The sequence below is a fragment of the Microbacterium sp. STRO-1N genome (genome assembly GCF_057748015.1).
Genome location: NZ_CM173234.1, coordinates 2,614,723 through 2,640,357, shown reverse-complemented (window position 1 = coordinate 2,640,357; position 25,635 = coordinate 2,614,723). Strand labels below are relative to the sequence as shown.

Here is a 25,635-nt window from a genome sequence, read left to right as displayed (position 1 = left end):
AGTTGTCCAGAATGGGACGCGGATACATCCGATCTTAATGACGCGACGGACGGCAGACTCTCATGACCGATAAGACCTGGACCGACCTGGATCGCGAGCTGCCCGAGTGGTACGGCCGCGCGAAGTTCGGGATCTTCATCCACTGGGGCGCGTATTCCGTGCCGGCCTGGGCCGAGCCGATCGGCGCGCTCGGTGAGATCGAGGACGACGACACCTGGTTCGCGCACAACCCGTACGCGGAGTGGTACCTGAACACGATCCGCATCCCGGGGAGCCCGGCGCAACGGCACCACGCGGAGACCTACGGCGGCGCTCCATACGATGACTTCCTCGACGAATGGAGCGCGGAACGGTTCGATCCGATGGCGTGGGCGGCCCTGTTCGCGCGCGCCGGAGCGGAGTACGTGGTCCCCACGACCAAGCACCACGACGGGATCACCCTGTGGGATGCTCCGGGAACAGGCACGCGGAACACCGTGCATCGCGGTCCGCACCGGGACCTGGTCGGCGAGATCGCGGACGCGGTACGAGCGGAAGGACTCCGCTTCGGCGTGTACTACTCGGGCGGACTGGACTGGTCCGTCACGGACCTCCCACCCCATCGCACCGGAGAGCAGGTGCACACTCTTCGGCCGAACGACGCCGCTTATCACGACTACGCGGCCGCGCATGTGCGCGACCTGATCCGTCGATACCGGCCGGACGTGCTCTGGAACGACATCGAGTGGCCGGATGCCGGGAAGCACCGTGAGTCTGGAGGGCTGCACGAGCTGTTCCGCGACTACTTCGCCGCGAACCCCGACGGCGTCGTCAACGACCGCTGGGGACGCACCTACTACGACGTGGCGACGACCGAGTACTCCGCGGGCAAGGCGAACGAGGACAAGGACGTCTGGGAGAACAACCGAGGTCTGGGGTGGTCCTTCGGCTACAACAGGCTCGAGTCGCCCAGGGAAACGCTCGACCCCATGCAGTTGGCCAAGCACTGGACGGACGTCGTCTCGAAGGGCGGACGTCTGCTGCTGAACGTCGGGCCGACGGCGGAGGGCGACATCCCCGAACTGCAGCAGCGCACGCTTGAGGGCTTCGGGCAGTGGAAGCTCCCGATCGCCGACGCGGCAGCCGTCACAGGGCGCACCGCCCAGGAGGATCGCGACGACGACGGGCGGTGGCGGCGGGACTGGGAGACGCCGACCGAACGGATCGTCTTCCTGGAGGATCAGGGCGAGCACCGGATCACGGCGCGGGGGATCGACCTCGACCAGGCGCGAGTGCTCTCGGGCGACGTGGTCGTCGAGCGAGACGGCGACGAGGGCGTCCTGCGCGTCGGAGGTCTGACGCACGGTCCCGCAGCCGTCGCCTTCGCCCGCGTCTGATCTGGATCCCGGACGGGACCTCGCGCGCACCGCGCGTCGCAGGCGCGACGCGCGGTGCTGACGGCGACCCGGTCCGGGGTGCGGCCCACGCCGTTCGGCGTCAGTGCGCCGACATGCCCCCGTCGACGAACAGCGAGTGCCCGGTGACGTACGCCGACCCGGCGCCGGCGAGGAACACCGCGGCGCCGGCGAAGTCCTCTGGCAGGCCGTTGCGGCCGATCATCGTCCGCGCCGCGAGAGCCGCGATCTTCTCCGGATCCTCCTGCAGTCGCGCGTTCAACGGTGTCAGCACGAACCCGGGCACGAGCGTGTTGCTCGTCACGCCGGTACCACCCCATGCCTCGGCCTCGGATCGCATGAGCGACTCCACGGCGCCCTTCGAGGCGCCGTAGATCCCGCTGCCCACGAACGCGCGATGCGCCTGCTGCGAGCTGATGTGGATGAGACGACCGTAACCGCGCTCCGCCATCCCCGCCGCGTAGCGCTGGCCGAGCAGGAACGGTGCGAGGGCGTTCACGGTCATCGTGGCGTCCCAGTCGTCCTCGGTGATGTCGGGATACGACGGACGGATGTTGATGCCGGCCGAGTTCACCAGGATGTCCGGTTCGCCGAACGGCTCCATCGCGGCATCCGCCAGCGCATGGATGCCGGCGCGGGTGCTCAGATCGCCGACGACAGCCGCGGCGCGGCATCCGGCGTCCGTCAGTTCGCGGGCGACGGCTTCGGCGCGGTCGGCGCCGCGCGCGACGATCACGGTCGCCGCTCCGGCCTGCGCGAGCGCCGTGGCGATGCCGCGGCCGATGCCGGAGCTGCCGCCCGTCACGATCGCGGTGCGGCCGGTGAGGGAGAAGAGGGAGTCGAGGTACGTGTTCATGGGTCTCCTGACACGCGGGCGCGCCGGGAGGTCACCAGTGGAGCGCGGCCGCGAGAGTGGGGTCGGGGTGGGCGTCGGCGAACTCGGGGAATGACCGCAGTTCGTCCGTGAACGCCGCGACCTCCGCGGCGTATGCGGGGTCGGGGTGGGTGCCGGCGATCTCCTGGAGCGGCGGCACGTCCATCGCGAGGATGAGCTCCAGCCTAGCGGCCACGGCGGCGTGCGCCCCGGCATCCTGCAGCACCCGGATGCCGCCGCGGAGGGCTTCCAGGTAATCGCGGAGCACGGGCAGCTGCGCCTTGCCCTGCGAGATGGACGAGCCGTCTGCGCGCAGCCGCCAGCGCACCACGACGTCGGGGATCACGTCGAACGCGCGAGCCGCGGTGTACATCCGCTGCGCGACGATCTGGTCCTCGTACGCGACGCCCTCGGGGAAGCGGAGGCCCGTCCACAGGTCGTTGCGACTGATCTTCGACCAGGCCACGATGTTGGCCGAAGCCCTCGGGTGCTCGAAGATCGTGGTGCCGAGGCGCTGCGGATCCGTGGCGGCGGCCACCCAGGGCTGGACGCGGCCGGGGACATATGCTCCGCGGTCATGCCGTGAGCGGACGTAGGCACCCGCGACGAACTCGCTGCCGGTCGTCTCCAGCGTCCCGATGAGGCGCGCGAGTGCGGTCGGCGTCAGCTCGTCGTCACCGTCCAGGAAACCGACGTACTCGGTGTCGACACGGTCGAGTCCGACATTGCGCGCCGCTCCCAGCCCGATCGAGCGCTCGTGACGGAGCACCTCGAAACGAGGGTCGGATGCCGCGGCATCCGCGAAGACGTCACCGGTGGCATCGAGGGAGCCGTCGTCGATGAGGAGCGCGCGCCAGCGATCCTCGGTCTGCGTCCGGAGGGAGTCGAGGGCGGCCGGGACGAAGGCTGCGATGTCGCGTCCGGGGACGATGAGCGTGACGATCGGTGCGGGCACGTCCCGAGTCTATGGCCGCGGGGCGGTGCCGGCTCCGCCTACTCGGCTCAACCAGCGGATCGGCTCAACGAGCGGGCAGGACCGCGCGCACCGCATCTGCGACGAGCGCCGCGAGCTGTGCCGGGCCCTCAATCGGCAGAGGAGTGCGGCCGAACGTGAACCGCACCGACGTCTGCGCCACCTCGGGCGGGATGTTGCACGCGATGAGCACGTGCGACGGCTCGTCGCTGCCGGCCGCGCATGCAGAACCGCTCGACGAGACGACGCCTCGGCGCTCCAGCTCGAGCAGGATGGCTTCGCCGCTGACGCCCTCGAACGTGAAGCTCGCGGTGCCGGGGAGGCGGTTCTCGGGGTCACCGGTCAGCGCGGCCTGGGGGACGCTGTCGAGCACGTCGTCGATGAACGCGCGTGTGCGCTCTCCGACGCCGTTCGACACGGCATCCCGTTCCGCATCGGCGAGTTCCAGCGCCGTCGCCAGTGCGACGGCGCCGGCGACGTTCTCCGTCCCGGAGCGACGCCCCCTTTCCTGCCCGCCGCCGTGGATCAGCGGCTCGAGCGGGATCCGGCCGCGGACGGCCAGTGCTCCGATGCCCTTCGGCGCCCCGATCTTGTGGCCGGCGATCGAGATCGCGTCGGCTTCGAGACCGGCCAGCGGCAGCCAGCCCGCCGACTGCACGGCGTCGACATGCACCACGGCTCCCGCCGAGTGCGCGACGTCCGCGAGCGCCGCGACTCCCTGGATCGTCCCGATCTCGTTGTTGGCATGACCGAGCGAGACCAGCGCGGTGTCGTCGCGCACCACGCCGGCGAGAGCGGAAGCGGTGATGCGGCCCGCGGAATCCACCGGCACCGTCGACACCGTCGCGCCGTGGAAGCGCGCGAGATACGCCGCCGACTCCAGGATCGACTCGTGCTCGATCGGCGACACCACGAGATGCCGGCGCTCCGAGGCGAGAACGACGCCCTTGATCGCGAGGTTGTTCGCCTCCGTGCCGCCGGCGGTGAAGACGACGTCGCCCTTCCGCATCCCGAGCACACGCGACACCCTGGCACGGGCGTCATCGAGGGCGTTCGCCGCGGCCTCGCCCACCGTGTGGTGACTGGAGGGATTTCCGAACACGCCCGTCAGGTACGGACGCATCGCCTCGAGCACTTCGGGGCGTACGGGGGATGTCGCGGCGTGGTCGAGATACAGCATCAGCCGATCCGCAGGTCCAGTCCCAGATCGAGAGCGCGCGCCGAGTGCGTGAGCGCTCCGACCGAGATCACGTCGACCCCGGTCTCGGCGATCCCGCGGACGGTGTCGAGGTTCACCCCGCCGGATGCCTCGGCGGTCGCGCGTTCCCCGATCAGCGCGACGCCCGCGCGCAGATCGGCGAGGGAGAAGTTGTCGAGCAGCACGGTGTCCGCTCCGCCGTCGAGCACCGCGGGGATCTGATCCAGACGATCCACCTCGACGACCACGTGGGTCGTGTGCGGCAGACGTGTGAGAGCCTCGCGCAACGCGGTGGCGAGGTCGGCCCCGGTGCGGGTGAGGACGGCGAGATGATTGTCCTTGGCCATCACGGCATCCGACAGCGAGTAGCGGTGGTTGCTGCCGCCACCGGAGACCACAGCGTGCCGCTCGAACGCCCGCAGTCCTGGCGTCGTCTTGCGGGTGTCGGCGATGCGCACCCCCGTGCCCTCGACCGCGTGGACGTACGCGGCCGTCAGCGTCGCGATGCCGCTCATCCGCTGCACGAAGTTGAGCGCGACGCGCTCGGCCGTGAGCAGGCTCCGCGCAGGGCCGGATGCCGAGGCCAGCACATCACCGGGTGCGAACGCGTCGCCGTCGCCGACGTGCACGTCGACGGCGACGGTCGGGTCGGTCAGCGTGAAGGCGACCGCGAACACGTCGCCGCCGCTGAAGACGCCGGCCTCGCGCGCGACGAGATCGGCAGTGGCCGTCGCATCGGCGGGGAGCAGGGCTGTGCTCGTGAGGTCGCCCCAGGGGGCGTCCTCCTCGAGGGCGGACGAGACGACACGGGTGAGGGTCGCTGCGGTGATCATCGGACTCCGATCAGGGAACGTTCGCGGAAGTGCGCGCCGACCGATTCGGTACGTTGGACGGCGGCGGATGCCGTGGCTGCTGCGATCAGCAGCAGATTCGCGTCTTCGTGCTCGGCCATGGATGCCGGGGCGACAGCCTCGTCCTGCCAGGAGCGGAGCGTGGCGACCGCGTCGGAGAGCCCGTCTTCCGTGCGCAGCAGTCCGACGTTCTCCCACATCAGGCGCTGCAGTGCCGCGCGGGAGAATTCTCCCTCCGCGTGTCCGAGTTCCTGCGGGTGTTCCCGCCCAGAACCCGCTTCAACCCGGACTCCTTCTCCGGCGTGTCCGGGTCGATGCGGATCGGTGCGCCCAGAACCCGCATTGATTCGGACGCCCCGGGGAGTCAGCGCGACGGATCGCGAGCACGATGGGGCAGAGACAGCGGCAGCCGCTGCACGCGCACCGAAGACCGCACCCTCGAGCAGCGAATTCGACGCCAGACGGTTCGCGCCGTGGACTCCGGTGCGGGCGGCCTCGCCGGCTGCGAACAGACCGGGCAGAGTCGTGCGTCCGTCGAGGTCCGTGACGATGCCGCCCATCAGATAGTGCGCGGCCGGGGTCACCGGGATCGCCTCGCGCGCCCAGTCGAACCCGCGCTCCCTGGTCACGCGATCGATCGTCGGGAACCGCTCGGCCAGCCGCCGTGCACCGAGAGCAGTGGCATCCAGTCGCACCGGCGGGCCCTGCCGCGCCGCGCGCCGCGCGATGGCTCTCGCTACGACGTCACGAGGCGCGAGCTCCCCGTCAGGATGCTCGTCGAAGCAGAACCGGTGCCCGTCCTCGTCGATCAGAGTCGCTCCTTCGCCGCGCACCGCCTCGGAGATGAGGAACGGATCGCCTGCGGCCAGGATCGTGGGATGGAACTGGACGAACTCCAGCTCGGTCACCGCCGCCCCCGCGCGCATCGCCGCAGCGATGCCATCGCCCGTCGCGCCGAGCGGGTTGGTCGTGTGTGCGAAAAGCTGCCCGGCACCGCCCGTCGCGAGGATCACGGCGTCCGCCGGACGGTCGACGAGCGCTCCGTCGATGAGCAGCCGGATGCCGTGCACCGCGCGATCGCTGCGCAGCAGGTCGACGAGGAACGCGCCCTCGACCACCTCGATGCCGACGGCTCGCACGGCCGTCGTCAGAGCCCTGGCGATCTCCGCACCGGTCGCGTCGCCACCGGCGTGCACGATCCGCGCCCCGCTGTGCGCCGCCTCGCGTCCGAGCAGCAGCGTGCCGTCATCCGCGCGATCGAAGGCGACCCCGCGCGCGATCAGCTCGGCGATGCGGGCGGCGCCATCCGAGACGAGCACATCCACGGCATCCGGATCGCTGAGGCCGGCACCGGCGGACAGCGTGTCGTCAGCGTGCGCGGCGGGGGAGTCGCCGTCGCGGTAGACGCCGGCGACTCCGCCCTGCGCATGCGGCGTGCAGCCGTCGCCGAGCGAGCCCTTGGTGAAGATCGTCACCTCCTGCCCGGCCTCGTGCGCATGCAGTGCAGCGGTGAGACCGGCGATACCGGAGCCGACGACGGCGATGGTCATCGCGCGCTTCCTACGGGCGGCTTCGCCGCCAGCATCCGCTCCAGGGCCACGCGCGCAGGGTCGGCGACATCGTCCGTCACCTGGATGCGGTTGACGACGCGGCCCGCGACGAGTTCCTCCAGCACCCACGCCAGATACCCGGGGTGGATCCGGTACATGGTCGAGCACGGGCACACGACGGGATCGAGGCAGAAGATCTCGTGCTGCGGGTACTGGGCCGCCAGGCGGCGGACGAGATTGATCTCGGTGCCGATCGCGAAGGTGGTCGGCTCCGTGGCGGCATCGATCGCGCGACGGATGTGGTCGGTGGAACCCGCCTCGTCCGCGGCATCCACGACCTCCATGGGGCACTCCGGGTGCACGATGACCCGGACTCCGGGGTGCTCGGCCCGAGCCTGGTCGATCTGCCCGACCGTGAACCGGCGGTGCACGGAGCAGAATCCGTGCCACAGGATGACGCGGGAGTCCTCGATCTCGTCGGCCGTCGACCCGCCGAGCGGCTTGCGCGGATTCCACATCGGCATCTGCGACAGCTCGACGCCCATCGCCTTGGCCGTGTTGCGCCCGAGATGCTGATCGGGGAAGAACAGCACGCGCCGACCGCGCTCGAACGCCCATTCCAGTACGGTCGCGGCATTCGAGGACGTGCACACGATCCCGCCGTGGCGTCCGACGAAGCCTTTGATGGCCGCGGAGGAGTTCATGTAGGTGACGGGGATCACCGGGACGCGGCCATCCTCGTCCGCGGCATCCAGGTCGCCGAGGACGTCGGCCAGCTGCTCCCAGCACTCCTCGACCTGATCGATGTCCGCCATGTCGGCCATGGAGCATCCTGCTGCGAGGTTCGGCAGGATGACGGCCTGATCTGCTCCGGAGAGCAGGTCGGCGGTCTCCGCCATGAAGTGCACGCCGCAGAAGACGATCGCCTCGGCATCCGGTCGGCCCTTCGCAGCAGTGGCGAGCTGGAACGAGTCGCCCACGTAGTCGGCGTGCTGCACGACCTCTTCGCGCTGGTAGAAGTGACCGAGGATCACCACCCGGTCGCCGAGCGTGTGCTTGGCGGCCACGATGCGTGCGTGGAGATCGTCCTCGCTCGCCTCGCGGTAGGCGACGGGAAGTTCGCCCTGCCTCGGTGCGCCGGTGGGGATGACATCGCCCATCGAGGAGCCGGGGCCGTAACCGGGACGCGCGTCGAAGTCCCAGGGGCCCGCGGCGAGATCGGTGCTGCAGGTCGCGTCGACGCTGGAACCGTCGACGATCGCCTGGATGGCGTGATCGACGGACGGGTCGGTGCGCAGTCTGGACACGGGGACGAATGCGGTGCTCATCGGGTGCTCATTTCGTCGGGAGCTCTGGTCGGGTTCGGGATGATCTGGAGGGTCGGATGCCGGGACGCGCGGATCTCAGCGGGAGACGAGCGGGCCGCGATCGGCGAGCTCGACGTCGGTGTTGTAGCGGTAGAGGCGAGCGGGGCGGTGGCTGCCGGTGCGGAACCCGTCGGTCGGCACGAGAGTCCCCGTGGCCTCGACCTGGCGGCGGAAATTGGCTGGATCCAGGCGTCGACCGAGGATCGTCTCGTACGCCTCACGGAGGTCGGAGAGCGTGAACGTCGGCGGCAGGAAGCCGTGCGCGACCCGGCTGTACCCGACCTTGTTGCGCAGTCGCCAGAGGGCGTAGTCGACGATCTGGTTGTGGTCGAAGGCGAGCTGCGGCAGGGCGACCGCATCGAACCAGCGCACGTTCTCGGGAGCATTGCCTGCGGCGACGTGCGCGGCGCTCTGCGCGTCGACCTCGTCCTGGCGCAGCAGCGCCCAGTAGACGATCGACACGACGCGACTGGGGGAGCGGTCCACGTCTCCGAACGCATAGAGCTGTTCGAGGTAGCTCGGTGCGAGTCCGGTCGTCTCGGCGAGCGTGCGCGCCGCGGCCTGCTCGAGCCCTTCCTGCTTGACGAGCCATCCGCCGGGGAGCGCCCACTGCCCCTGGTGCGGGTCCCTGGTGCGCAGCACGAGCGGCAGAGACAGCACCTGAGCGCCGTCGTCACCACGGCGCAACGTCAGGATTGCCGTCGACACCGCGACGCGGATATCGGCATCCCTAGTTCTGGTCACCATGACTGTAACCTCCGACGACCATCTTAGAGTCGTTGTGACCAGAACTTCAATTCCAGAGTGTCACATGACGGAATCGCAAACGTTACATGCCCGTGACCACGAATCTTGTACCCCATGTCACCATTTGTTAGGTTACTGTCCTAACAAACCCTTTCCGGGGTTCTCAAGGACGAGCACCACCCTCCAGCAGTGAAGCATCGAGAGGAAATACAACACATGATCCGCAATGGAAAGCGCCGTGTCGCGATCACGGCTATCGCGGGGGCATCCGTCCTCGCGCTCGGTCTCACCGCCTGTTCGGGCGGTGGCGGCGACGAAACCGGCGACGGCGGCGAGACCGACACGACGCTGCGCGTCTGGGCGGGCAGCCAGACCCCCATCGAAGCCAACTTCAATCCCTTCGCTCCCACCGTGCTGCACGGAGCGCTCGGGCCGATCCTCGAGCCGCTGTTCTTCTTCAACAAGACGGCGGACGAGCCTGCCACCGGCATGATCGGCGAGTCGTACGAATACAACGAGGACGGCACGGTCATCACCGTCAAGATCAAGCCGGACCTGAAGTGGAGCGACGGCGAGCCGCTCACCGCCGAGGATGTCGCCTTCACGTTCACCTACGAGGGCAACAACCCCGAGGGCCAGGGGCTCGTTTCGGCAGAGCCGCAGGACGACACGACCGTCGTCCTGACCTACTCGACGCCGCAGTTCACCTCCGAGTGGCAGCGCATGGGCGGCACCTGGATCCTCCCGGCGCACGTGTGGAGCGAGGTCGACGACTTCGCGACCTTCACGAACGAGGAGCCCGTCGGATCGGGCGCATACGTCGTCGACAGCGTCACGAGCGAGTCGTACGTGCTCGTCGCCAACGAGAACTACCGCGACGCGGACGATCTGGGCGTCGGAACGGTGCAGTACATCGCCGTGGACAACAACCAGGCGGCGCAGGACCTGCTCGCCGCCGGCGAGCTCGACTGGGCCGGCATGTTCATCCCGAATCCCGACTCGGTCACCGGCAACGGCAAGATCGACTGGGTCAACACGCCGCAGGACCCCACCGTGCTCTACACCTGCGCGAACGCGGACCTGGGCTGCACGGGAGAGCAGACCGATGTCGCCGTCCGGCAGGCGCTGAACATCGCCATCGACCGGGGCACGATCAAGCAGAAGGCGTTCGTCGACCTCACGGGCGACATCTCGCCCACATATGCACTTCTGCCGCGTGACGAGAAATGGGTCGCCGATCCGGCGAACGAAGTCAGCCCGCAGAGCCCGGACGCCGCGGGCGCCGGGGCCATCCTCGAAGCGGCCGGCTACGTCAAGGACGCCGATGGGATGTACGGCAAGGACGGCACGCCCATCGAGCTCGACCTGATCTCGGTGGACGGCTGGACCGACTACAACGACGCCGCGAAGCTGATCGCCGAACAGGCCGCCGAAGCCGGCATCAAGATCAACGTCGGCACCGTGCAGTGGCAGGAGTTCTCCGACGCCCGCCAGACCGGACAGTACGAACTGATCGTGGGCGGCATGATCGGGACCTCGGTCGCAGACCCGTTCCAGATCTACCGCGACTGGCTCGGCGGCACCGCGGTGGAGTCGACCAGCGCTGTCGGCGAGGAAGTCCCCGCCGGCCGCTGGAACTTCAGCCGCTACGACAACCCGACCGTGGATGCCGCGATCGCCGCTGCCAATGCGACGAACGACGAGGCCGTGAAGATGGAGCAGTACGCCACGATCCAGACCGAGATCGTGCGCGACCTTCCCTACATCCCCCTCGTGATCAACGCCACCCAGACCTTCTACAACGCGAAGGACTTCACGGGTTGGCCGACGGAGGAGGACCTGTACGCGTTCCCGCCGTCCTGGGGCTCGGTCTCGGCCGGTTTCATCCTGCCGCAGCTGCAGCCGGCCGGCTGATCACGCATTGATGCACGGGAGCAGGAAGTCGAAGTGACATGAAGTACTATGCCCGCCGGATCGGGTTCTACATCATCACGTTGTGGGCCGCGATCTCTCTCAACTTCCTGCTCCCTCGGCTCATGCCGGGGGACCCGGCCGACATCATGATCGCCAAGCTGCAGCGCAGCGGCGGAGAGGTGTCGGAGACCACGGTCCGCAACATCAAGCTGCTGCTGGGTTCGGACGACTCCTCGATGTGGGAGCAGTACATCGGCTACTGGGGTCGGATGCTCCGCGGAGATCTCGGCATCTCCGTCACGAAGTATCCGACTCCGGTCGCCGAGCTCATCGGGCAGGCGCTGCCGTGGACGCTGATCCTCGTCGGCGTCGCCACCGTCATCTCGTTCGTCCTCGGCATCGCTCTCGGCGCCTGGGTCGGGTGGAAGCGAGGGACCTGGGTCGACCACCTCATCCCGGCCACAACGATCCTGCAGTCCATCCCTTACTTCTGGCTCGCGCTGGTGCTGGTCGCCGTGTTCGCGGTCGGCCTGGGGTGGTTCCCGATCATCGGAGGGTACAGCGTCTTCGACTTCCCCAAGGGGCCCGAGTGGAGCTGGGCCTTCTTCGCGGATGCCGTGCATCACGCGATCCTGCCGGCGGTGACCATCGTGATCAGCTCCGTCGGCGGCTGGCTGTTCGGCATGCGCAACATGATGGTGTCCACGCTCGCGGAGGACTACGTCACCACCGCGGAGGCGAAGGGTCTGCGGCCGCAGCGCATCCTCACGATGTACGCATCGCGCAACGCCGCGATCCCGTCGATCGCCGGGTTCGCGATCACGCTCGGATTCGTCGTGGCCGGCTCCATCGTCATGGAACAGGTGTTCACGTACCCGGGAATCGGGAAGCTCATGTTCCAGGCCGTGCAGAACAGCGACTACGCGCTCATGCAGGGGGTCTTCCTCGTGATCACCCTCACGGTGCTCGCGGCCAACTTCATCATGGACCTCGTCTACGGATACATCGACCCGAGGGCACGCCACAATGTCTGACACCATCACGAAACCGACGTCCAACCCGATGGACACCGTCGCCCTCGTCACGCAGAAGCAGACCAGAGGCGGATGGCGCGCCATGATGCCGACGATGTCCGCCAAATTCGTCACCGGCGTCGTCATCGTGGTCACGATCGTGCTGTTCGGCATCATCGGACCGCTCGTCACGCAGAATCCGCGGTACTCCGGAAACGATGCGCTGCAGCCGCCCAGTGCCGAGCACCTGCTGGGCACGACCAAGCTCGGCTACGACGTGTTCGCCCAGCTCGCGCACGGCACGCAGGGATCGCTCCTGGTCGGGATCGTCGCCGGCCTCATCGCGATCATCCTCTCGCTGTTGTTCGGCGTCCTGGCCGGCTACATCGGCGGCTGGCGCGACGAGGGCCTGTCGCTGGTGACCAACATCGCGCTCGTGATCCCCGGGCTCCCGCTCGCGATGGTGATCGCGACATACTTCAGCACGCGCAGCTGGCTGCTCGTCGCCTTCGTCCTCGGCATCACGTCGTGGGCGGGAGCGGCGGTCGTGCTGCGGACGCAGGCGCGGTCCCTCCGCAGCCGGGACTACGTCTATGCGGCGAAGGTCGCCGGCGAAAGATCCTTCCGGGTGATCCTCGTGGAGATCCTGCCGAACCTGCTGCCGCTGCTGGCGGCGCAGTTCCTGTTCGCCATCATCTTCGCGATCCTCGGAGAGGCCGGCCTGTCCTATCTCGGCCTGGGCGCCACCGACTCGATCACGTGGGGCACGATCCTCAACGATGCCCAGTCCGGTCAGGCGCTGGGCACCGGCGCCTGGTGGTGGTTCATCCCACCGGGGATCCTGATCGCGCTCCTGGGCTGCGGTCTGTCGCTGATCAACTTCGCGATCGACGAGATCATCAACCCGAAGCTGCGAGTCGCACCCGAGGCCGCGCGCCGCGTGCGCAAGGCGGCCAAGACGAAGGGAGTGGGCGCATGACCGCCCCCGAAGCAGTCCTGACCGCCCGCGGAGTGTCGATCGAGTACGAGGTCGACCCGCCCGTCAAGGCGGTGCGCGACGTCTCGCTCACCCTGCATCGCGGCGAGATCCTCGGTCTGGCCGGTGAATCGGGCTGCGGCAAGACCACGCTCGCGTACGGACTGAACCGTCTGCTCAAGGCCCCTGCTCTGATGACGTCGGGCGAGATCGTCTTCCACGACCGCGACGGTCACGACATCGACATCGTCGCCCTCCAGGACGACGGCCTGCGGGCGTTTCGCTGGGACAAGATCTCGATGGTGTTCCAGGGGGCGATGAACTCCCTGAACCCCGTGATCAGCGTGAAGGCGCAGATCTTCGACGTGTTCGACACGCACCGCCCCGGAATGAGCAGGAAGGCGAAGACCGAGCGGGCGCAGGAGCTGCTGGGCCTGGTGGGCGTCGACCCCTCGCGGCTCACGAGCTTCCCGCACGAGCTCTCCGGCGGCATGCGCCAGCGCGTCATGATCGCGATGGCGCTCGCGCTGGATCCTCAGGTCATGATCATGGACGAACCGACGACGGCGCTCGACGTGGTCGTGCAGCGCGGGATCATCCGGGAGATCATGCGTCTGCGCGAGCGTCTCGGCTTCGCGGTGATCTTCATCACCCACGACCTGCCGATGCTGATCGAGATCAGCGACCGGATCGCCGTCATGCTGCAAGGCGAGATCGTCGAGCAGGGGACTGCCGAGGAGATCTACCGCACACCGCAGCACGAGTACACCAAGAAGCTGCTCTCCAGTTTCCCGAGCCTGAAGGGCGAACGCGGCGGCTTCGTCCGCAGCGGCGCCGGGGTCACGGTTTCCGACACCGCATCCGCGAAGGAGGACGCACGATGAGCACGCTCGAGGCACGCCATCTGATCAAGGACTTCAAGCTCCGATCCGGATTCACGTCGACGACGCTGCATGCGGTGAAGGACGTGTCGTTCACGATCGAGGCGGGCAAGACGATCGCCCTGGTCGGTGAATCCGGCAGCGGCAAGTCGACGATCGCCCGCATGCTCATGAAGCTCGAGACGCCGACGGCGGGCGACATCCTGCTCGACGGTGCGCCCAGCGGAACCCACGGCAGGGCGCTCGCGCGCTACCGGTCGGATGTGCAGATGGTGTTCCAGGACCCGTTCGCGTCGCTGAACCCGTTCCACACGATCATCCATCACCTGGAGCGTCCGCTGCGCATCCATCACCCGAAGCTGTCGCGCGACGAGGTGCGGGCGAAAGCGCTGGACCTGCTGGAGCGCGTCCGTCTCTCTCCGGCCGAGAGCTTCGCCGAGCGGCGCCCGCACGAGCTCTCCGGGGGGCAGCGCCAGCGCATCGCGATCGCGCGCGCTCTGGCACCTGGCGCCCGCTTCATCGTGGCCGACGAGCCCGTATCGATGCTCGACGTCTCCATCCGGCTCGGGGTGCTGAACCTCCTCGCCGACCTGCAGCGCGAAGAGAACCTCGGCGTGCTCTACATCACGCACGACCTCGCGACCGCGCGGCACTTCAGCGACGAGATCCTCGTGATGTACCGCGGCGACATCGTCGAGCGCGGCCCGGCGGACGAGGTGATCCTCAACCCTCAGCACGAGTACACGAAGACCCTGTTGCAGGCGGCACCCGACCCGGAGAACATGGGGCGGTTGCGCGACGAGGTGCGTGCGGAGCTCGCCGGAGGGCGCTGATCACGGGGCGATCGGGACTCCGAGATCCAGCACCCAGACGTTGGTCTGCAGCGTCTGCCCGCGGAAGGGGAACGCCCGTGTGGAGACGTGCTCGAACCCGGCTGCGCGGCACAGAGCATTGGAGGGCAGATTCTCCTCGGAGGGGAACGCCGTCAGCAGACGCTGCGTGTGGTGCTCGCGTGCGTCTTGGACCATGAGCGAGACGGCGGCGTGCCCGATGCCCTTGCCCTGCGCCTCGGGCACGATGAACCAGCCGGTCTCGTGGACCGCCTGCTCGTCCCACTCGGTCGTCCACCAGCCGATCGCACCCGCCGCGACACCGTCGTCCTCGACGACGAACATCCGCGCCGCGCCCTCTCGCCACAGCCGCAGATACTTCTCATGGCGCTCGCCGACCTGCTCGTCGGTCTCGGGGCCCGCGATGTGGACGGTCATGTCAGGCGCGTTGCCGCGATGCAGCAGGGGAAGGTCTGATGGCGCCCACTTCCGGAGACCGATCGTCATGGCGTCAGTATCCTCCCGGGATCCGACATCGCGCCGTCACCGGCGACGCTAAGCTGTACGTGACAACTGAAGAAGGCCCCACGACCCGTGCGGGAGAGCCCCGGTGAAGCCGGCCGGGCACCGAAGGAGCAAGCCTCCCCGCCAATCTCTCAGGTATCGCGTACCGCGCCGGTCAGGCCGCTCTGAAAAGTGATTGCTCGCGCCGCGAGGAATCCGCCGACGGTGAAAGCCCCTTGCGGGTGAAACTCTCAGGCCCATGACAGAGGGGGAGTTCTCGGATACCGTGCAATCAGTACGGCATCCTTCCGATCCCACCGGGAGAACTCCATGACCCCAGCTCGTTACACACCGCTGCGTGCGCGACACGAGGCGCTCGGCGCATCGTTCACCGACTTCGGCGGCTGGCAGATGCCGGTGCGCTACACGTCCGACCTCGCCGAGCACCACGCCGTCCGGCAAGCCGCAGGACTCTTCGACATCTCTCACATGGCCGAGTTCCTCATCGAAGGACCGGATGCCGCGGGCTACCTCGACCACGCCCTCGCCGGGCGGATCTCGACCATGACCATCGGCAAGGCCAAGTACTCCCTGGTGCTTGCCTACGCGGGCGGAATCGTCGACGACGTCATCGCCTATCGCCTCGCCGAGGGCCGCTACCTGATCATCTCCAACGCCGGGAATCGGGATGCCGTGGCCGACGCGCTGCAGCAGCGCACCGAGACGTTCGACGTGACGGTCGCCGACGTCTCCGATGACTACGCACTTCTCGCCGTCCAGGGACCCGCGGCCGAGGCGATCGTCGCCGCGACCGCGGGCATCGACGAGGTCTCGATCCCGTGGAACGAGCAGAAGTACTATGCCTGGGCGTCGGCACGCTACAACGGCGAGCCGCTGCTGCTCGCCCGCACCGGCTACACCGGCGAGGACGGCTTCGAACTGCTCGTCCACGCCGCCGACGCCCCGGCGCTGTGGGATGCGCTGCTCGCCGCCGGCGAGGCGCATGGTCTGGTGCCCGCCGGTCTCGCTGCCCGTGACACGCTGCGCCTCGAAGCCGGCATGCCGCTGTACGGACACGAGCTGTCGCTGGACACCAAGCCGGCCCAGGCGGGTCTCGGCCGTGTCGTCGCCGTCGACAAGGAGGCCTTCGTCGGCAAGGACGGTGTCGCCGCGGCATCCGATGCCCGTGTGCTCGTCGGGCTCTCGGCCGAGGGCAAGCGCGCAGGCCGAGCCGGATACGCCGTCGTCGCAGACGACGGCACGGTCGTCGGCGAGATCACCAGCGGTGCGCTCAGCCCCACGCTCGGCCACCCGATCGCGATGGCATACATCGACCCGGCGGCCGTCTCCGCCTCCCTGTTCCTGGACGTGCGGGGAACGAAGATCCCCGCCGTCGTGACCGATCTGCCTTTCTACCGGAGGACGAAATGACCGACCTGACCACCCTGAAGTACAGCGAAGAGCACGAGTGGATCGCCCTGGAGGACGGAGTCGCCACGATCGGCGTCACCGACTACGCGGCTGACAAGCTCGGCGACGTCGTGTTCGTGGAGCTCCCCGCTGTCGGCACCGAAGTCGTCGCGGGCGCCGTCGTCGGCGAGATCGAATCGACCAAGTCCGTCGGCGAACTCTACGCACCCGTTTCCGGCACGGTCGTCGAGATCAACGACGCCGCCGTCGATGACCCGTCGCTGGTCAACGGCGAGCCCTTCGAGGGCGGCTGGCTGATCAAGGTGTCGGTCGTCGATGGCGCGACCGACGCTCTGCTCGATCGTGACGCGTACGTCGCGCTGACCGAGGGCTGATCGCGCAGTGGTCTCCTTCGCCGACCGTCACATCGGGACGACCTCCGAGACGCAGCGGCTCATGCTCGACGCTCTCGGCATCACGGATGCCGAGGCTCCCGTCGAGCAACTGATGCGCCAGGCCGTCCCGGCATCCATCTTCTCCGCGCCGGGCGACACCGCGATTCCCGTCGCGGCCAGCGAGGCGGAAGCGCTCGCCGAGCTGCGCGCGCTCGCCGCCCGCAACACCGTGAACACGCCGATGATCGGGCTCGGGTACTACGGCACGATCACGCCGAGCGTGATCCAGCGCAACGTGCTGGAGAATCCGTCCTGGTACACGGCGTACACGCCGTACCAGCCCGAGATCTCGCAGGGGCGCCTCGAGGCGCTGATCAACTTCCAGACCATGGTCTCGGAGCTGACCGGCCTGACGACCGCCAACGCCTCCATGCTGGACGAGTCCACGGCCGTCGCCGAGGGCATGCTGCTGGCGCGGCGCGCGTCGAAGGTCGCCTCGAACGTGTTCGTCGTCGACTCCGGCGCGTTCCCGCAGACCAAGGCGCTGCTGGCCACCCGGGCGGATGCCGTCGGCATCGAACTCGTCGAGCGCGACCTCGCTGCCGGCGAGGCTCTGCCTGAGGAGCTGTTCGGGGTGCTCGTGCAGTACCCAGCGGCATCCGGGCTCGTGTGGGACCCGTCCGCCGTCATCGATGCCGCGCACGTCGCAGGCGGCCTCGCGGTCGTCGCGGCGGACTTGCTGGCGCTCACGCTGATCGCCTCCCCGGGGTCGCTCGACGCGGATGTCGCGGTCGGCACCACGCAGCGCTTCGGCGTTCCGATGGGCTTCGGCGGCCCCCACGCCGGGTACATGGCGGTGCGCCAGGGCCTGGAGCGGCAGCTGCCCGGCCGTCTCGTCGGCGTCTCGGTGGACGCCGATGGCAAGCCCGCCTACCGTCTGTCGCTGCAGACACGAGAGCAGCACATCCGCCGCGAGAAGGCGACGAGCAACATCTGCACCGCGCAGGTGCTCCTGGCCGTCATGGCCTCGATGTACGCGGTCTACCACGGCCCGGACGGGCTGCGCGCGATCGCCGAGGAGACCGCGGCGAAGGCTGCGCTGCTGCGCGACTGGCTCGTCGAGGGCGGTGTCGAGATCGCGTTCGACGCCTTCTTCGACACGCTGTCGGTGCGCGTTCCCGGACGCGCCGCCGAGTACGCCGAGCAGGCGCATCACGGCTACGGCATCCTGTTCCACGTCGCGGATTCCGACACGATCGGCATCTCGGTCGACGAGACGACGACCGTCGGCGAGCTGCATCAGATCGCGATGGTGTTCGGCGGCAAGCAGGATCGCGTGTTCGGCTTCGCCGACGGCGCGAACGCCCTCCCCGATGCGCTCCTGCGCCAGGACGAGTACTTGACGCACCCCGTGTTCCACGTGCACCGCTCGGAGACCGCCATGATGCGGTATCTGAAGAGCCTCGCCGACCGCGACTATGCACTCGATCGCGGCATGATTCCGCTGGGTTCGTGCACGATGAAGCTGAACGCGGCGACCGAGATGGCGGCGATCACCTGGCCGGAGTTCGCTGGGATCCACCCGTTCGCCCCGGCATCCGACGTCGCAGGCTACCTGGAGCTCATCGACCAGCTCGAGGGCTGGCTCGCCGAGGTGACCGGATACGACGCCGTCTCGCTGCAGCCGAACGCCGGTTCTCAGGGCGAGCTCGCGGGGCTGCTCGCGATCCGCGGCTACCACCTGGCCAACGGCGACGACCACCGCACGGTGTGCCTCATCCCGTCGTCGGCGCACGGCACGAATGCGGCGTCGGCTGTGCTGGCGGGCATGAAGGTCGTGGTCGTCGCATGCGATGAACTCGGCAACGTCGACCTGGACGACCTGCGCGCCAAGATCGAGGCGAACAGGGACGAGCTGTCGGCCCTCATGATCACCTACCCGTCCACGCACGGCGTGTACGAGCAGCAGGTGGTCGAGATCACCTCGGCGGTGCACGATGCCGGCGGACAGGTCTACGTCGACGGGGCGAACCTCAACGCCCTGCTGGGGTACGCCCGCTTCGGCGACCTCGGCGGCGACGTCTCGCACCTGAACCTGCACAAGACGTTCGCGATCCCGCACGGCGGCGGCGGACCCGGTGTGGGGCCGGTGGCGGCCAAGGCGCACCTCGCCCCGTTCCTGCCGTCGCACCCGCTCGCCCAGAAGGCGGAGCACTTCGGTGGGTTCGTCTTCGACGGCGGGGTCGTATCGGCGGCCCCGTACGGATCCGCAGGCATCCTGCCGATCTCGTGGGCCTACGTGCGCATGATGGGCGCCGCCGGTCTTCGCGATGCGACGGCTGCGGCCGTGCTGTCGGCCAACTACATCGCCGAACGCCTCCGCGAGCACTACCCGGTGCTGTACACGGGCGAGAACGGCCGGGTCGCGCACGAGTGCATCCTCGACCTTCGCCCGCTCAAGGAGGCCACCGGTATCACGGTCGACGACGTCGCCAAGCGCCTGATCGACTACGGTTTCCACGCGCCGACCATGTCGTTCCCTGTCCCAGGGACCCTGATGGTCGAACCGACCGAGTCCGAGGACCTCGGCGAGATCGAGCGCTTCATCGAGGCCATGATCATGATCAAGACCGAAGCGGATGCTGTGGCCGCCGGCCGCTGGGATGCCGGTGACAACCCGCTCGTGAACGCCCCGCACACCGCGGTCTCGCTGATCGCGGGGGAGTGGAATCACCCGTACACCCGCGAGGAGGCCGCGTACCCCGTGCACGCGCTCGTCGCCGGGAAGTACTGGCCGCCGGTGCGGCGCATCGACCAGGCGTACGGCGACCGCAACCTCGTCTGCGCGTGCCCGCCCATCGAGGCGTTCGCGTAAGCCTGTCGCGGCGCGCTCATCCGTGAGCGTGCCGCGTCAGTCGCGGAAGTCGGGCGGCGCGATCGCGATCAGTGCGTCGGCCAGTTCCTCAGCCGTGCGCTCTGAGCCGTCCGTCAGCCACCACGAAATGGCGGCGAGGGCACCGGCGGAGATGTAGCGCGCCGTCACCTCCGGGTCGGCGAGGAGCGTCGCGCGTGTGCCCAGAGTGACGCGGACGGACTCGGTGAGTCCTGCGGCGAACCCCTCGACGAAGGCCGGATCAGAGGTGAGCAGGACCCCGTAGGTCGTGCGGTGCTCGGCGACGAAACGGACGATGTCCAGCAGGACCTGCCGGTTGACGGCGGTCTTCGATGCACCGTCGAGGATCGCGAGGCGGGCATCCGCGATCACGGATTCGCTGAAATCGCTGAGAGCCGTCGCAGCGAGGTCGCCGATGCCGGAGAAATGAGCGTAGAAGGACGATCGCGTCGTCCCGGCTTCTCGGACGATCGTCGCAACGCCGGCCGTGCGGACCTCGTCCGCATCGACGAGTCGGCGGAAGGCGTCGATCAACTTGCGTCGCGTCTTGAGCACGCGCTGGTCGCTGCTGTCCACCCGTCGCGTTCGCAGGGACTCCTGTTTCGATTCGGCCTCGATCATCCCCGCCATTCTTCCCGATCCGCTGGATGCCGTGGCGGCCAGAGCGCCCCGGCATCCAGGCCGGCGTCAGGCGGGACGGTAGGTCGGCCGCAGGGACGGCGGGATCAGCCCGTCGGGCAGAGGCCTGTCGTAGGGCGTCACCGAGACGACGTCGGCGAACTCCGCCCGCGCGGCCGCCAGCAGCTCGGCATCCGTGAACAGATCGACGGCGGTGGCCGCCATGACCTTCGCGCCGTGGATCATGCCCTTGTGCGCGGCGGGCGTCTTGCCCTGCGCCACCATCTGCCAGGAGTGCCCCGGTGTGCCGATGATCGCGGTCCCCGCCCCCATCTGGACCGTGGGGGTGACCCAGCTCACGTCACCGACATCGGTCGAGCCGGTCATCTGCGGGCGCAGAGCCGCCGGGGGCAGCGGCAGGATTCCGTCGAAGTACGCGGGGCTGTCCGACGGGATGCCGAGCTGGCGTTTCATCGCCTCAGCGGCGCCGTCGGGCAGACCGGCGGCCAGGACGCGGCCGTACGCCTGGTCGGCTTCATCGAACCCGACGCCGCCGAGGTCCTCGAACACGGACTGCATGCGCTTCTCGAGGGTGACGTTGGGCAGCACCTCGGCGCAGGCGCCGTCGAACTCGATCTCCACTTCCGTCTCCGTCATCAGCGCCGCGCCTTCGGCGACCTTCTTGACGCGCTCGTAGAGCGTGCGCATCCGGGCGACGGTGGGGGAGCGCACGATGTAGTACAGTTCGGCCGTCGCCTGGACGACGTTGGCCGACGTGCCGCCCGCGTCGACGAACGCGTAGTGGATGCGATCCGTGTCGTCCATGTGCTCCCGCAGGAAGTTGACGCCGACGTTCATGAGCTCGGCGGCATCCAGCGCGCTGCGGCCATGCTGGGGGTTGGCGCCCGCATGAGCGGCCAGCCCGCGGAAACGGAAGTAGGCCTGGGTGTAGGCCAGGGTCTTCCACTGCGCCGCGGATGCCAGGGGCATCGGGTGGTTCGTGACGGCGGCATCGACGTCGTCGAAGGCGCCGGCCGCGACCATGAACGTCTTGCCCGCCGCACCCTCCTCCGCCGGGCAGCCGTAATAGCGGACGGTTCCCGGCAGACCGGCGGCCTCGAGATGCCTGGCGGTGGCGACCGCAGCCAGCAGGGATCCGGATCCCAGCAGGTTGTGGTGACAGCCGTGTCCGGCATCGCTGCCGCTGTCCGCATCCGGGGTTCGTTCGGTCGCACCGGCCGCCTGGCTGAGACCTGCGAGGGCGTCGTACTCGCCGAGGAACCCGATGACGGGGGATCCGGTGCCCCATTCGGCGCTGAACGCCGTGGGGACACCGCCGGCGGCGCGGGTGATCCGGCCGCCGAACTCCTCGGCGGCGGCGATCTGCTTGGCCATCGACGCGTGCTCTTCCCAGCGCAGCTCCGGCTCGGCCCAGATGTCGTCGCTGAGGCGGACGAACCGGGGGGAGAGGTCGTCGACGATCGGGGCGATCGCGGCGACGGTCGTTGTCGTTTCGGTGATCATGTGCGGTCCTCCAGGACTCGGGTTTTCAGGAGAGGTCTTCGGATGCGGGGGCGGTCTGCGGCTTCTTCCTCCCTGTGGGAATGATCAGCGCGAGGGCGACGGTCGTGACGACGGAGATCGCGATGCCGAACAGGGCGACGACGGGGAACAACGGGGTGAGGACGAGCTGGACCACGACGCCGACGACGACTGCGATCGTCAGAATCCGGAGGTTCGGATTCGACGAGATCATCTGCACGACAACGGCACCCATGACCGCCGGCAGCACGAAGGTCTGCACCTGGGTGATGATCTCCGGCGGGAGCAGCCGCAGCAGCATCGAACCGAAGAGCCCGACGAAGACGACCAGGCTCACCAGGTGCGTCGCGGCGGCGCCGCAGATCGCGAGAACAGCAGCGAGCTGGCCGCGTTTCGTCTCGGGTTTCGCCCCGATCGCGGATTGCGCCACGATCGCGGCCGGTACGAGCTTGTTGCTGATGTTGCCGATCATGAACGCCTGGTACATGCTCGCGGCGCCGAGGATCGGGAAGTAGGACAGCGGTTCGATGAACCACAGCACGCCGAACGCGAGGGCGATGGCCAGGACCCCGGCGGCGACGGCCGAGGCCTGGACACCGAACTCGATCGCCAGCACGAGGGGCCCGGCGAGCATGAGGACGAGCGCGAGGATCATCGTGATGCGTCCCCATCGTGAGGTCGTCGTATCGAACTGCTTCCAGGCTCCAGCAGTCAGTGGCGAGGTCGTCGGAGAGATGGATGTCGACATGAGAGATGCTCCGCTCTGGTTCTCGGGGACGTTCACTGGATGCCTGCATTCGATACGAGGACGCCGACGCCGATCGCGACGATCATCGAGATGCCCAGAGCCCATTCCTTCAGCCAGTTCTGACGGAACGCTTTGGCGATCCAGAGGCAGAGGAGCATGACGAGAGCGCTTGCGATCGCGACGATCGCCACAGCGAGGCCCTTCTGGAGCTGCTGGATGCCGAAGGTGCCGAAGGCGCCGAGCAGGGCGGCAGTCGGGATGATCGCCATCGCGCCGCCGGCCGCGGCGGCCTGCTTCGCCTCCAGGCGATCGGTGCCGCGCTTGAGCAGCGGCGTCACGATCAGGGTGACGAGCATCCAGCCGGATCCTGCAAGCGCGATGCAGAGCATCACAGTCGCGAAGACCTGCTGCGTGTAGCCTTCCCCGCCGAGCGTGACTCCCTGGGTGTCGGCGGCGATTCCCGCGGCGCCCACCTCGAACGCGGCCGAGCCGATCATGCCGATGCGGGTGAGAACGCCGGGAGTGCCGAAGACGCTCAGCAGCGTGACGGCGATCAGCGCCACAGCCATCGAGGGGCCGATCGCGGCGACGGCACCGGAGCGGAACGAGCGCTTCACATCGGTTGTGCTCATCTCGACGGCGGGCGCAACACGTCGTGCCGCGCGGTAATAGATGACGGTCTGCGCCGCGATGACGGCGAAGACGCCGGCCGCGCACAGCCACAGCACAGGCTGATTCGCCGCGAGCAGGATGTCGGTGGAGTCCGGATCGAGGGCGATGGGGACGAAGGACACAGGCGGTCTCCTTGCGTAGAGCTGCCGAACCCCGGGCGGAGTTCCGCTTCCCCTCTGTCCGTTGTGCCTGAGAGTGTCGCGCTGTGCGCTTCCCCGTCGGCGGGCCCCGCAAGGCCTCTCTCCAGAGTTCCCCAGTCGCCGAGTCCTTCTGCCTGAGAGATTGGCGGGTGGCTTGCCCCTTCGGCGTCCGCATCGAGTGCGGATCTCTCCCCGGTGACTGTTCGGGCGTCGGTCGTCGGTGTGCGACCGCCGGTGTTGATCGTGTTGTGCATCAATAATGGACAGTGTCCGATTACAACGGGAGACCGCCGCTGTTACAGCTCTGTAACGGTCAGATTATTTCTGACCGCCCGTTCAGTAACGGTTGATTAACGGGGACTGCCGCAGGGACTCCTGCGGGCATACGCTCTGGTTATCACGACGTACTCGATGAGGAGTGCGGCGCTACCCGAGTACCCAGGAGGATACGAAGTGAAGCGAAACAGAAGCGCCCTCGCGGGCGCGGCGCTGCTCACAGCAGGCGTCATCGCACTGGCCGGATGCTCGTCGGGAGACGGCGGCGAAGGAACCGGCGAAGAAGAGGGCTCCGGTACTTCGACCGGCATCGTCACAGTCCAGAACAACGAGCCGCAGAACCCGTTGATCCCTGCTGTCACGAACGAGGTCGGCGGCGGCCTGGTGCTGCAGAACATCTTCGCGGGTCTCGTCTACTACGAAGCCGACGGCGCCATGGCCATGGACATCGCCGAGTCCATCGAATCCGAGGACAACCAGACCTGGACCATCACGATCAAGCAGGACCAGACCTTCAGCGACGGGACGCCCGTGACGTCGGCGTCGTTCGTCGACGCGTGGCAGTACGCGGCATCCGACGCGGAGTTCGAGAACCAGTGGTGGTTCGCCAACTTCGCCGGTTACAACCCTGAAGCGGCGGGCGAGGAAGGCACTCTCGCGCTCGAGGTCGTCGACGACACCTCGTTCACCGTCGAGCTCGCCGCCCCGCAGTCGGACTTCCCGATCTCGCTCGGCTATCAGGTGTTCTCGCCGCTGCCGGAGTCGTTCTTCGAGGACCCGGAGGCCTTCGGCCAGGACCCGATCGGCAACGGACCGTACAAGCTCGAGAACTGGGAGCACGACCAGGTGATCTCGCTCGTGCCGAACGACACGTACGACGGCCCGCGCCAGCCGCAGAACGGTGGCGTCGACCTCGTCGTGTACGCCACGCAGGAAGCGGCATACTCCGATCTGCTCGGTGACAACCTCGACGTCATCAACCCCAACGTGCCGCCGTCCGCGCTCGCCACCTACAAGGACGACCTCGGCGACCGTGCTGTCGACCAGGGCGCCGCGATCTGGGAGGGTCTGACGATCCCGGCCCGACTCGAGCACTTCGGAAACGACGAAGAGGGGCTGCTGCGCCGACAGGCGATCTCCTACGCGATCGACCGTGAGCAGATCACCGACGTCATCTTCGAGGGCACCAGGACGCCGGCTGTCGACTACACGTCGCCGGTGATCGAGGGATGGTCGGATTCGATCCCCGGATCCGAGGTCACGCACGCCGACGCCGACAAGGCGAAAGATCTGTGGGCGCAGGCCGACGCGATCTCGCCGTGGAGCGGGACGTTCACCATCGCCTACAACGCCGACGGCGGACACCAGCCCTGGGTCGACGCGGTGGCGAACCAGCTGAAGAACACGCTCGGCATCGACGCGATCGGTCAGTCCTTCCCCGATCTCGCGACGCTGCGCGAGGAGATTTCGAACCGCACGATCAACGCGGCGACCCGATCGGGCTGGCAGTTCGACTACCCGGGCGCGTACAACATCCTCGGAGCGCTCTTCATCACGGGAGCCGGCTCGAACGACGGTGACTACTCCAACGAGGAGTACGACTCGCTCGTCCAGCAGGGTGCCACGGCACCGTCCGTCGAAGAGGGCAACGCGCTGTTCGAGCAGGCGCAGGAGGTCCTGTTCCAAGACCTGCCCGTGCTGCCGCTCTGGTACCGGTCGACCAACGCGGGTTACTCCACGGTGGTCGAGAACGTCGAGTACGGCTGGGACAGCTGGCCGATCATCTTCGCGATCACCAAGGAGTAGCGACACTGGTTTCCGCCTGAGTTCGCGGTGCTGGGTGACGGTCGTCCGTCACCCAGCACCCGG

The 25,635-nt window shown here is 68.2% G+C and carries 22 protein-coding genes and 3 riboswitches; of the genes, 10 read left to right on the top strand and 12 right to left on the bottom strand.

What is annotated here, in order from left to right:
- Positions 1-62: 62 nt before the first annotated feature.
- On the top strand, positions 63-1,376 hold the full coding sequence (locus tag AC3ANJ_RS12745) for an alpha-L-fucosidase (RefSeq protein WP_488316619.1): 1,314 nt from the start codon (positions 63-65) through the stop codon (positions 1,374-1,376).
- A gap of 100 nt (positions 1,377-1,476) precedes the next feature.
- Here the strand turns inward: AC3ANJ_RS12745 and AC3ANJ_RS12740 are convergent, their stop codons facing one another.
- The 7 genes from AC3ANJ_RS12740 to AC3ANJ_RS12710 form a co-directional block, all read right to left on the bottom strand.
- Positions 1,477-2,250, bottom strand: a complete 774-nt coding sequence (locus AC3ANJ_RS12740; protein WP_488316618.1) for an SDR family NAD(P)-dependent oxidoreductase — start codon at positions 2,248-2,250, stop codon at positions 1,477-1,479.
- A 31-nt stretch (positions 2,251-2,281) separates the two neighbouring features.
- Positions 2,282-3,223 (bottom strand): glycosyltransferase family 2 protein, encoded by a 942-nt coding sequence (locus AC3ANJ_RS12735; RefSeq protein ID WP_488316617.1) that lies wholly within the window; start codon positions 3,221-3,223, stop codon positions 2,282-2,284.
- A 64-nt stretch (positions 3,224-3,287) separates the two neighbouring features.
- Entirely contained in the window at positions 3,288-4,421 is a 1,134-nt protein-coding gene (locus tag AC3ANJ_RS12730) for a cysteine desulfurase family protein (RefSeq protein ID WP_488316616.1), read from the bottom strand.
- The gene (nadC, locus tag AC3ANJ_RS12725) at positions 4,421-5,272 is read right to left on the bottom strand and encodes a carboxylating nicotinate-nucleotide diphosphorylase (protein WP_488316615.1); all 852 of its coding nucleotides are present in this window, start codon (positions 5,270-5,272) and stop codon (positions 4,421-4,423) included. Before nadC ends, AC3ANJ_RS12730 begins: the two co-directional genes overlap by 1 nt.
- Positions 5,269-6,840: an L-aspartate oxidase gene (nadB, locus tag AC3ANJ_RS12720; protein WP_488316614.1), complete on the bottom strand. Its 1,572-nt coding sequence runs from the start codon at positions 6,838-6,840 to the stop codon at positions 5,269-5,271. Before nadB ends, nadC begins: the two co-directional genes overlap by 4 nt.
- On the bottom strand, positions 6,837-8,168 hold the full coding sequence (nadA, locus tag AC3ANJ_RS12715) for a quinolinate synthase NadA (protein WP_488316613.1): 1,332 nt from the start codon (positions 8,166-8,168) through the stop codon (positions 6,837-6,839). Before nadA ends, nadB begins: the two co-directional genes overlap by 4 nt.
- Before the next feature lie 75 nt (positions 8,169-8,243).
- Positions 8,244-8,954, bottom strand: coding sequence for an NUDIX hydrolase (locus tag AC3ANJ_RS12710; RefSeq protein WP_488316612.1), 711 nt, complete (start codon positions 8,952-8,954; stop codon positions 8,244-8,246).
- A gap of 216 nt (positions 8,955-9,170) precedes the next feature.
- On the opposite strand from AC3ANJ_RS12710, the gene AC3ANJ_RS12705 reads away from it, so the two are divergent.
- From AC3ANJ_RS12705 to AC3ANJ_RS12685, 5 genes are read left to right on the top strand one after another with little or no spacing between them, the layout of a single operon-like run.
- A complete protein-coding gene (locus AC3ANJ_RS12705; RefSeq protein WP_488316611.1) occupies positions 9,171-10,868 on the top strand; it encodes an ABC transporter substrate-binding protein in 1,698 nt (565 codons plus the stop codon).
- Between the two features lie 38 nt (positions 10,869-10,906).
- Entirely contained in the window at positions 10,907-11,902 is a 996-nt protein-coding gene (locus tag AC3ANJ_RS12700; RefSeq protein ID WP_406249512.1) for an ABC transporter permease, read from the top strand.
- Positions 11,895-12,860: an ABC transporter permease gene (locus AC3ANJ_RS12695; protein WP_406249513.1), complete on the top strand. Its 966-nt coding sequence runs from the start codon at positions 11,895-11,897 to the stop codon at positions 12,858-12,860. The genes AC3ANJ_RS12700 and AC3ANJ_RS12695 overlap by 8 nt, the downstream gene beginning before the upstream one ends.
- On the top strand, positions 12,857-13,741 hold the full coding sequence (locus AC3ANJ_RS12690) for an ABC transporter ATP-binding protein (protein ID WP_488316610.1): 885 nt from the start codon (positions 12,857-12,859) through the stop codon (positions 13,739-13,741). The genes AC3ANJ_RS12695 and AC3ANJ_RS12690 overlap by 4 nt, the downstream gene beginning before the upstream one ends.
- Positions 13,738-14,571, top strand: coding sequence for an ATP-binding cassette domain-containing protein (locus AC3ANJ_RS12685; RefSeq protein ID WP_406249515.1), 834 nt, complete (start codon positions 13,738-13,740; stop codon positions 14,569-14,571). Before AC3ANJ_RS12690 ends, AC3ANJ_RS12685 begins: the two co-directional genes overlap by 4 nt.
- Here the strand turns inward: AC3ANJ_RS12685 and AC3ANJ_RS12680 are convergent, their stop codons facing one another.
- Complete coding sequence (locus tag AC3ANJ_RS12680) at positions 14,572-15,075, bottom strand: GNAT family N-acetyltransferase (protein ID WP_488316609.1); 504 nt, start codon at positions 15,073-15,075, stop codon at positions 14,572-14,574.
- 80 nt (positions 15,076-15,155) lie between these two features.
- Positions 15,156-15,251: riboswitch (glycine riboswitch) on the top strand.
- A riboswitch (glycine riboswitch) is annotated at positions 15,252-15,348 on the top strand. It begins immediately after the preceding riboswitch.
- Positions 15,349-15,402: 54 nt separating this feature from the next.
- Between AC3ANJ_RS12680 and gcvT the strand changes: the two genes are divergently transcribed.
- The 3 genes from gcvT to gcvP all read left to right on the top strand — a co-directional run bounded on the left by gcvT (position 15,403) and on the right by gcvP (position 19,752).
- Positions 15,403-16,503, top strand: coding sequence for a glycine cleavage system aminomethyltransferase GcvT (gene gcvT, locus AC3ANJ_RS12675; RefSeq protein ID WP_488316608.1), 1,101 nt, complete (start codon positions 15,403-15,405; stop codon positions 16,501-16,503).
- Positions 16,500-16,877 (top strand): glycine cleavage system protein GcvH, encoded by a 378-nt coding sequence (gene gcvH / locus AC3ANJ_RS12670; RefSeq protein ID WP_488316607.1) that lies wholly within the window; start codon positions 16,500-16,502, stop codon positions 16,875-16,877. Before gcvT ends, gcvH begins: the two co-directional genes overlap by 4 nt.
- A gap of 61 nt (positions 16,878-16,938) precedes the next feature.
- Positions 16,939-19,752 carry an aminomethyl-transferring glycine dehydrogenase gene (gene gcvP / locus AC3ANJ_RS12665; protein ID WP_488319275.1) on the top strand — a complete coding sequence of 938 codons (2,814 nt, stop codon included), beginning with the start codon at positions 16,939-16,941 and terminating at the stop codon, positions 19,750-19,752.
- A 36-nt stretch (positions 19,753-19,788) separates the two neighbouring features.
- On the opposite strand, the gene AC3ANJ_RS12660 is transcribed toward gcvP, so the two are convergent.
- From AC3ANJ_RS12660 to AC3ANJ_RS12645, 4 genes are all read right to left on the bottom strand, one after another.
- Positions 19,789-20,391 (bottom strand): TetR/AcrR family transcriptional regulator, encoded by a 603-nt coding sequence (locus AC3ANJ_RS12660; RefSeq protein WP_488316606.1) that lies wholly within the window; start codon positions 20,389-20,391, stop codon positions 19,789-19,791.
- 66 nt (positions 20,392-20,457) lie between these two features.
- Positions 20,458-21,912, bottom strand: a complete 1,455-nt coding sequence (locus AC3ANJ_RS12655) for an amidohydrolase (RefSeq protein ID WP_488316605.1) — start codon at positions 21,910-21,912, stop codon at positions 20,458-20,460.
- A 25-nt stretch (positions 21,913-21,937) separates the two neighbouring features.
- On the bottom strand, positions 21,938-22,678 hold the full coding sequence (locus AC3ANJ_RS12650) for a hypothetical protein (RefSeq protein WP_488316604.1): 741 nt from the start codon (positions 22,676-22,678) through the stop codon (positions 21,938-21,940).
- A 32-nt stretch (positions 22,679-22,710) separates the two neighbouring features.
- Entirely contained in the window at positions 22,711-23,472 is a 762-nt protein-coding gene (locus tag AC3ANJ_RS12645; RefSeq protein WP_488316603.1) for a DUF5058 family protein, read from the bottom strand.
- 130 nt (positions 23,473-23,602) lie between these two features.
- A riboswitch (glycine riboswitch) is annotated at positions 23,603-23,694 on the bottom strand.
- Between the two features lie 249 nt (positions 23,695-23,943).
- On the opposite strand from AC3ANJ_RS12645, the gene AC3ANJ_RS12640 reads away from it, so the two are divergent.
- Positions 23,944-25,572, top strand: coding sequence for a peptide ABC transporter substrate-binding protein (locus AC3ANJ_RS12640; RefSeq protein ID WP_488316602.1), 1,629 nt, complete (start codon positions 23,944-23,946; stop codon positions 25,570-25,572).
- Positions 25,573-25,635: the final 63 nt, after the last annotated feature.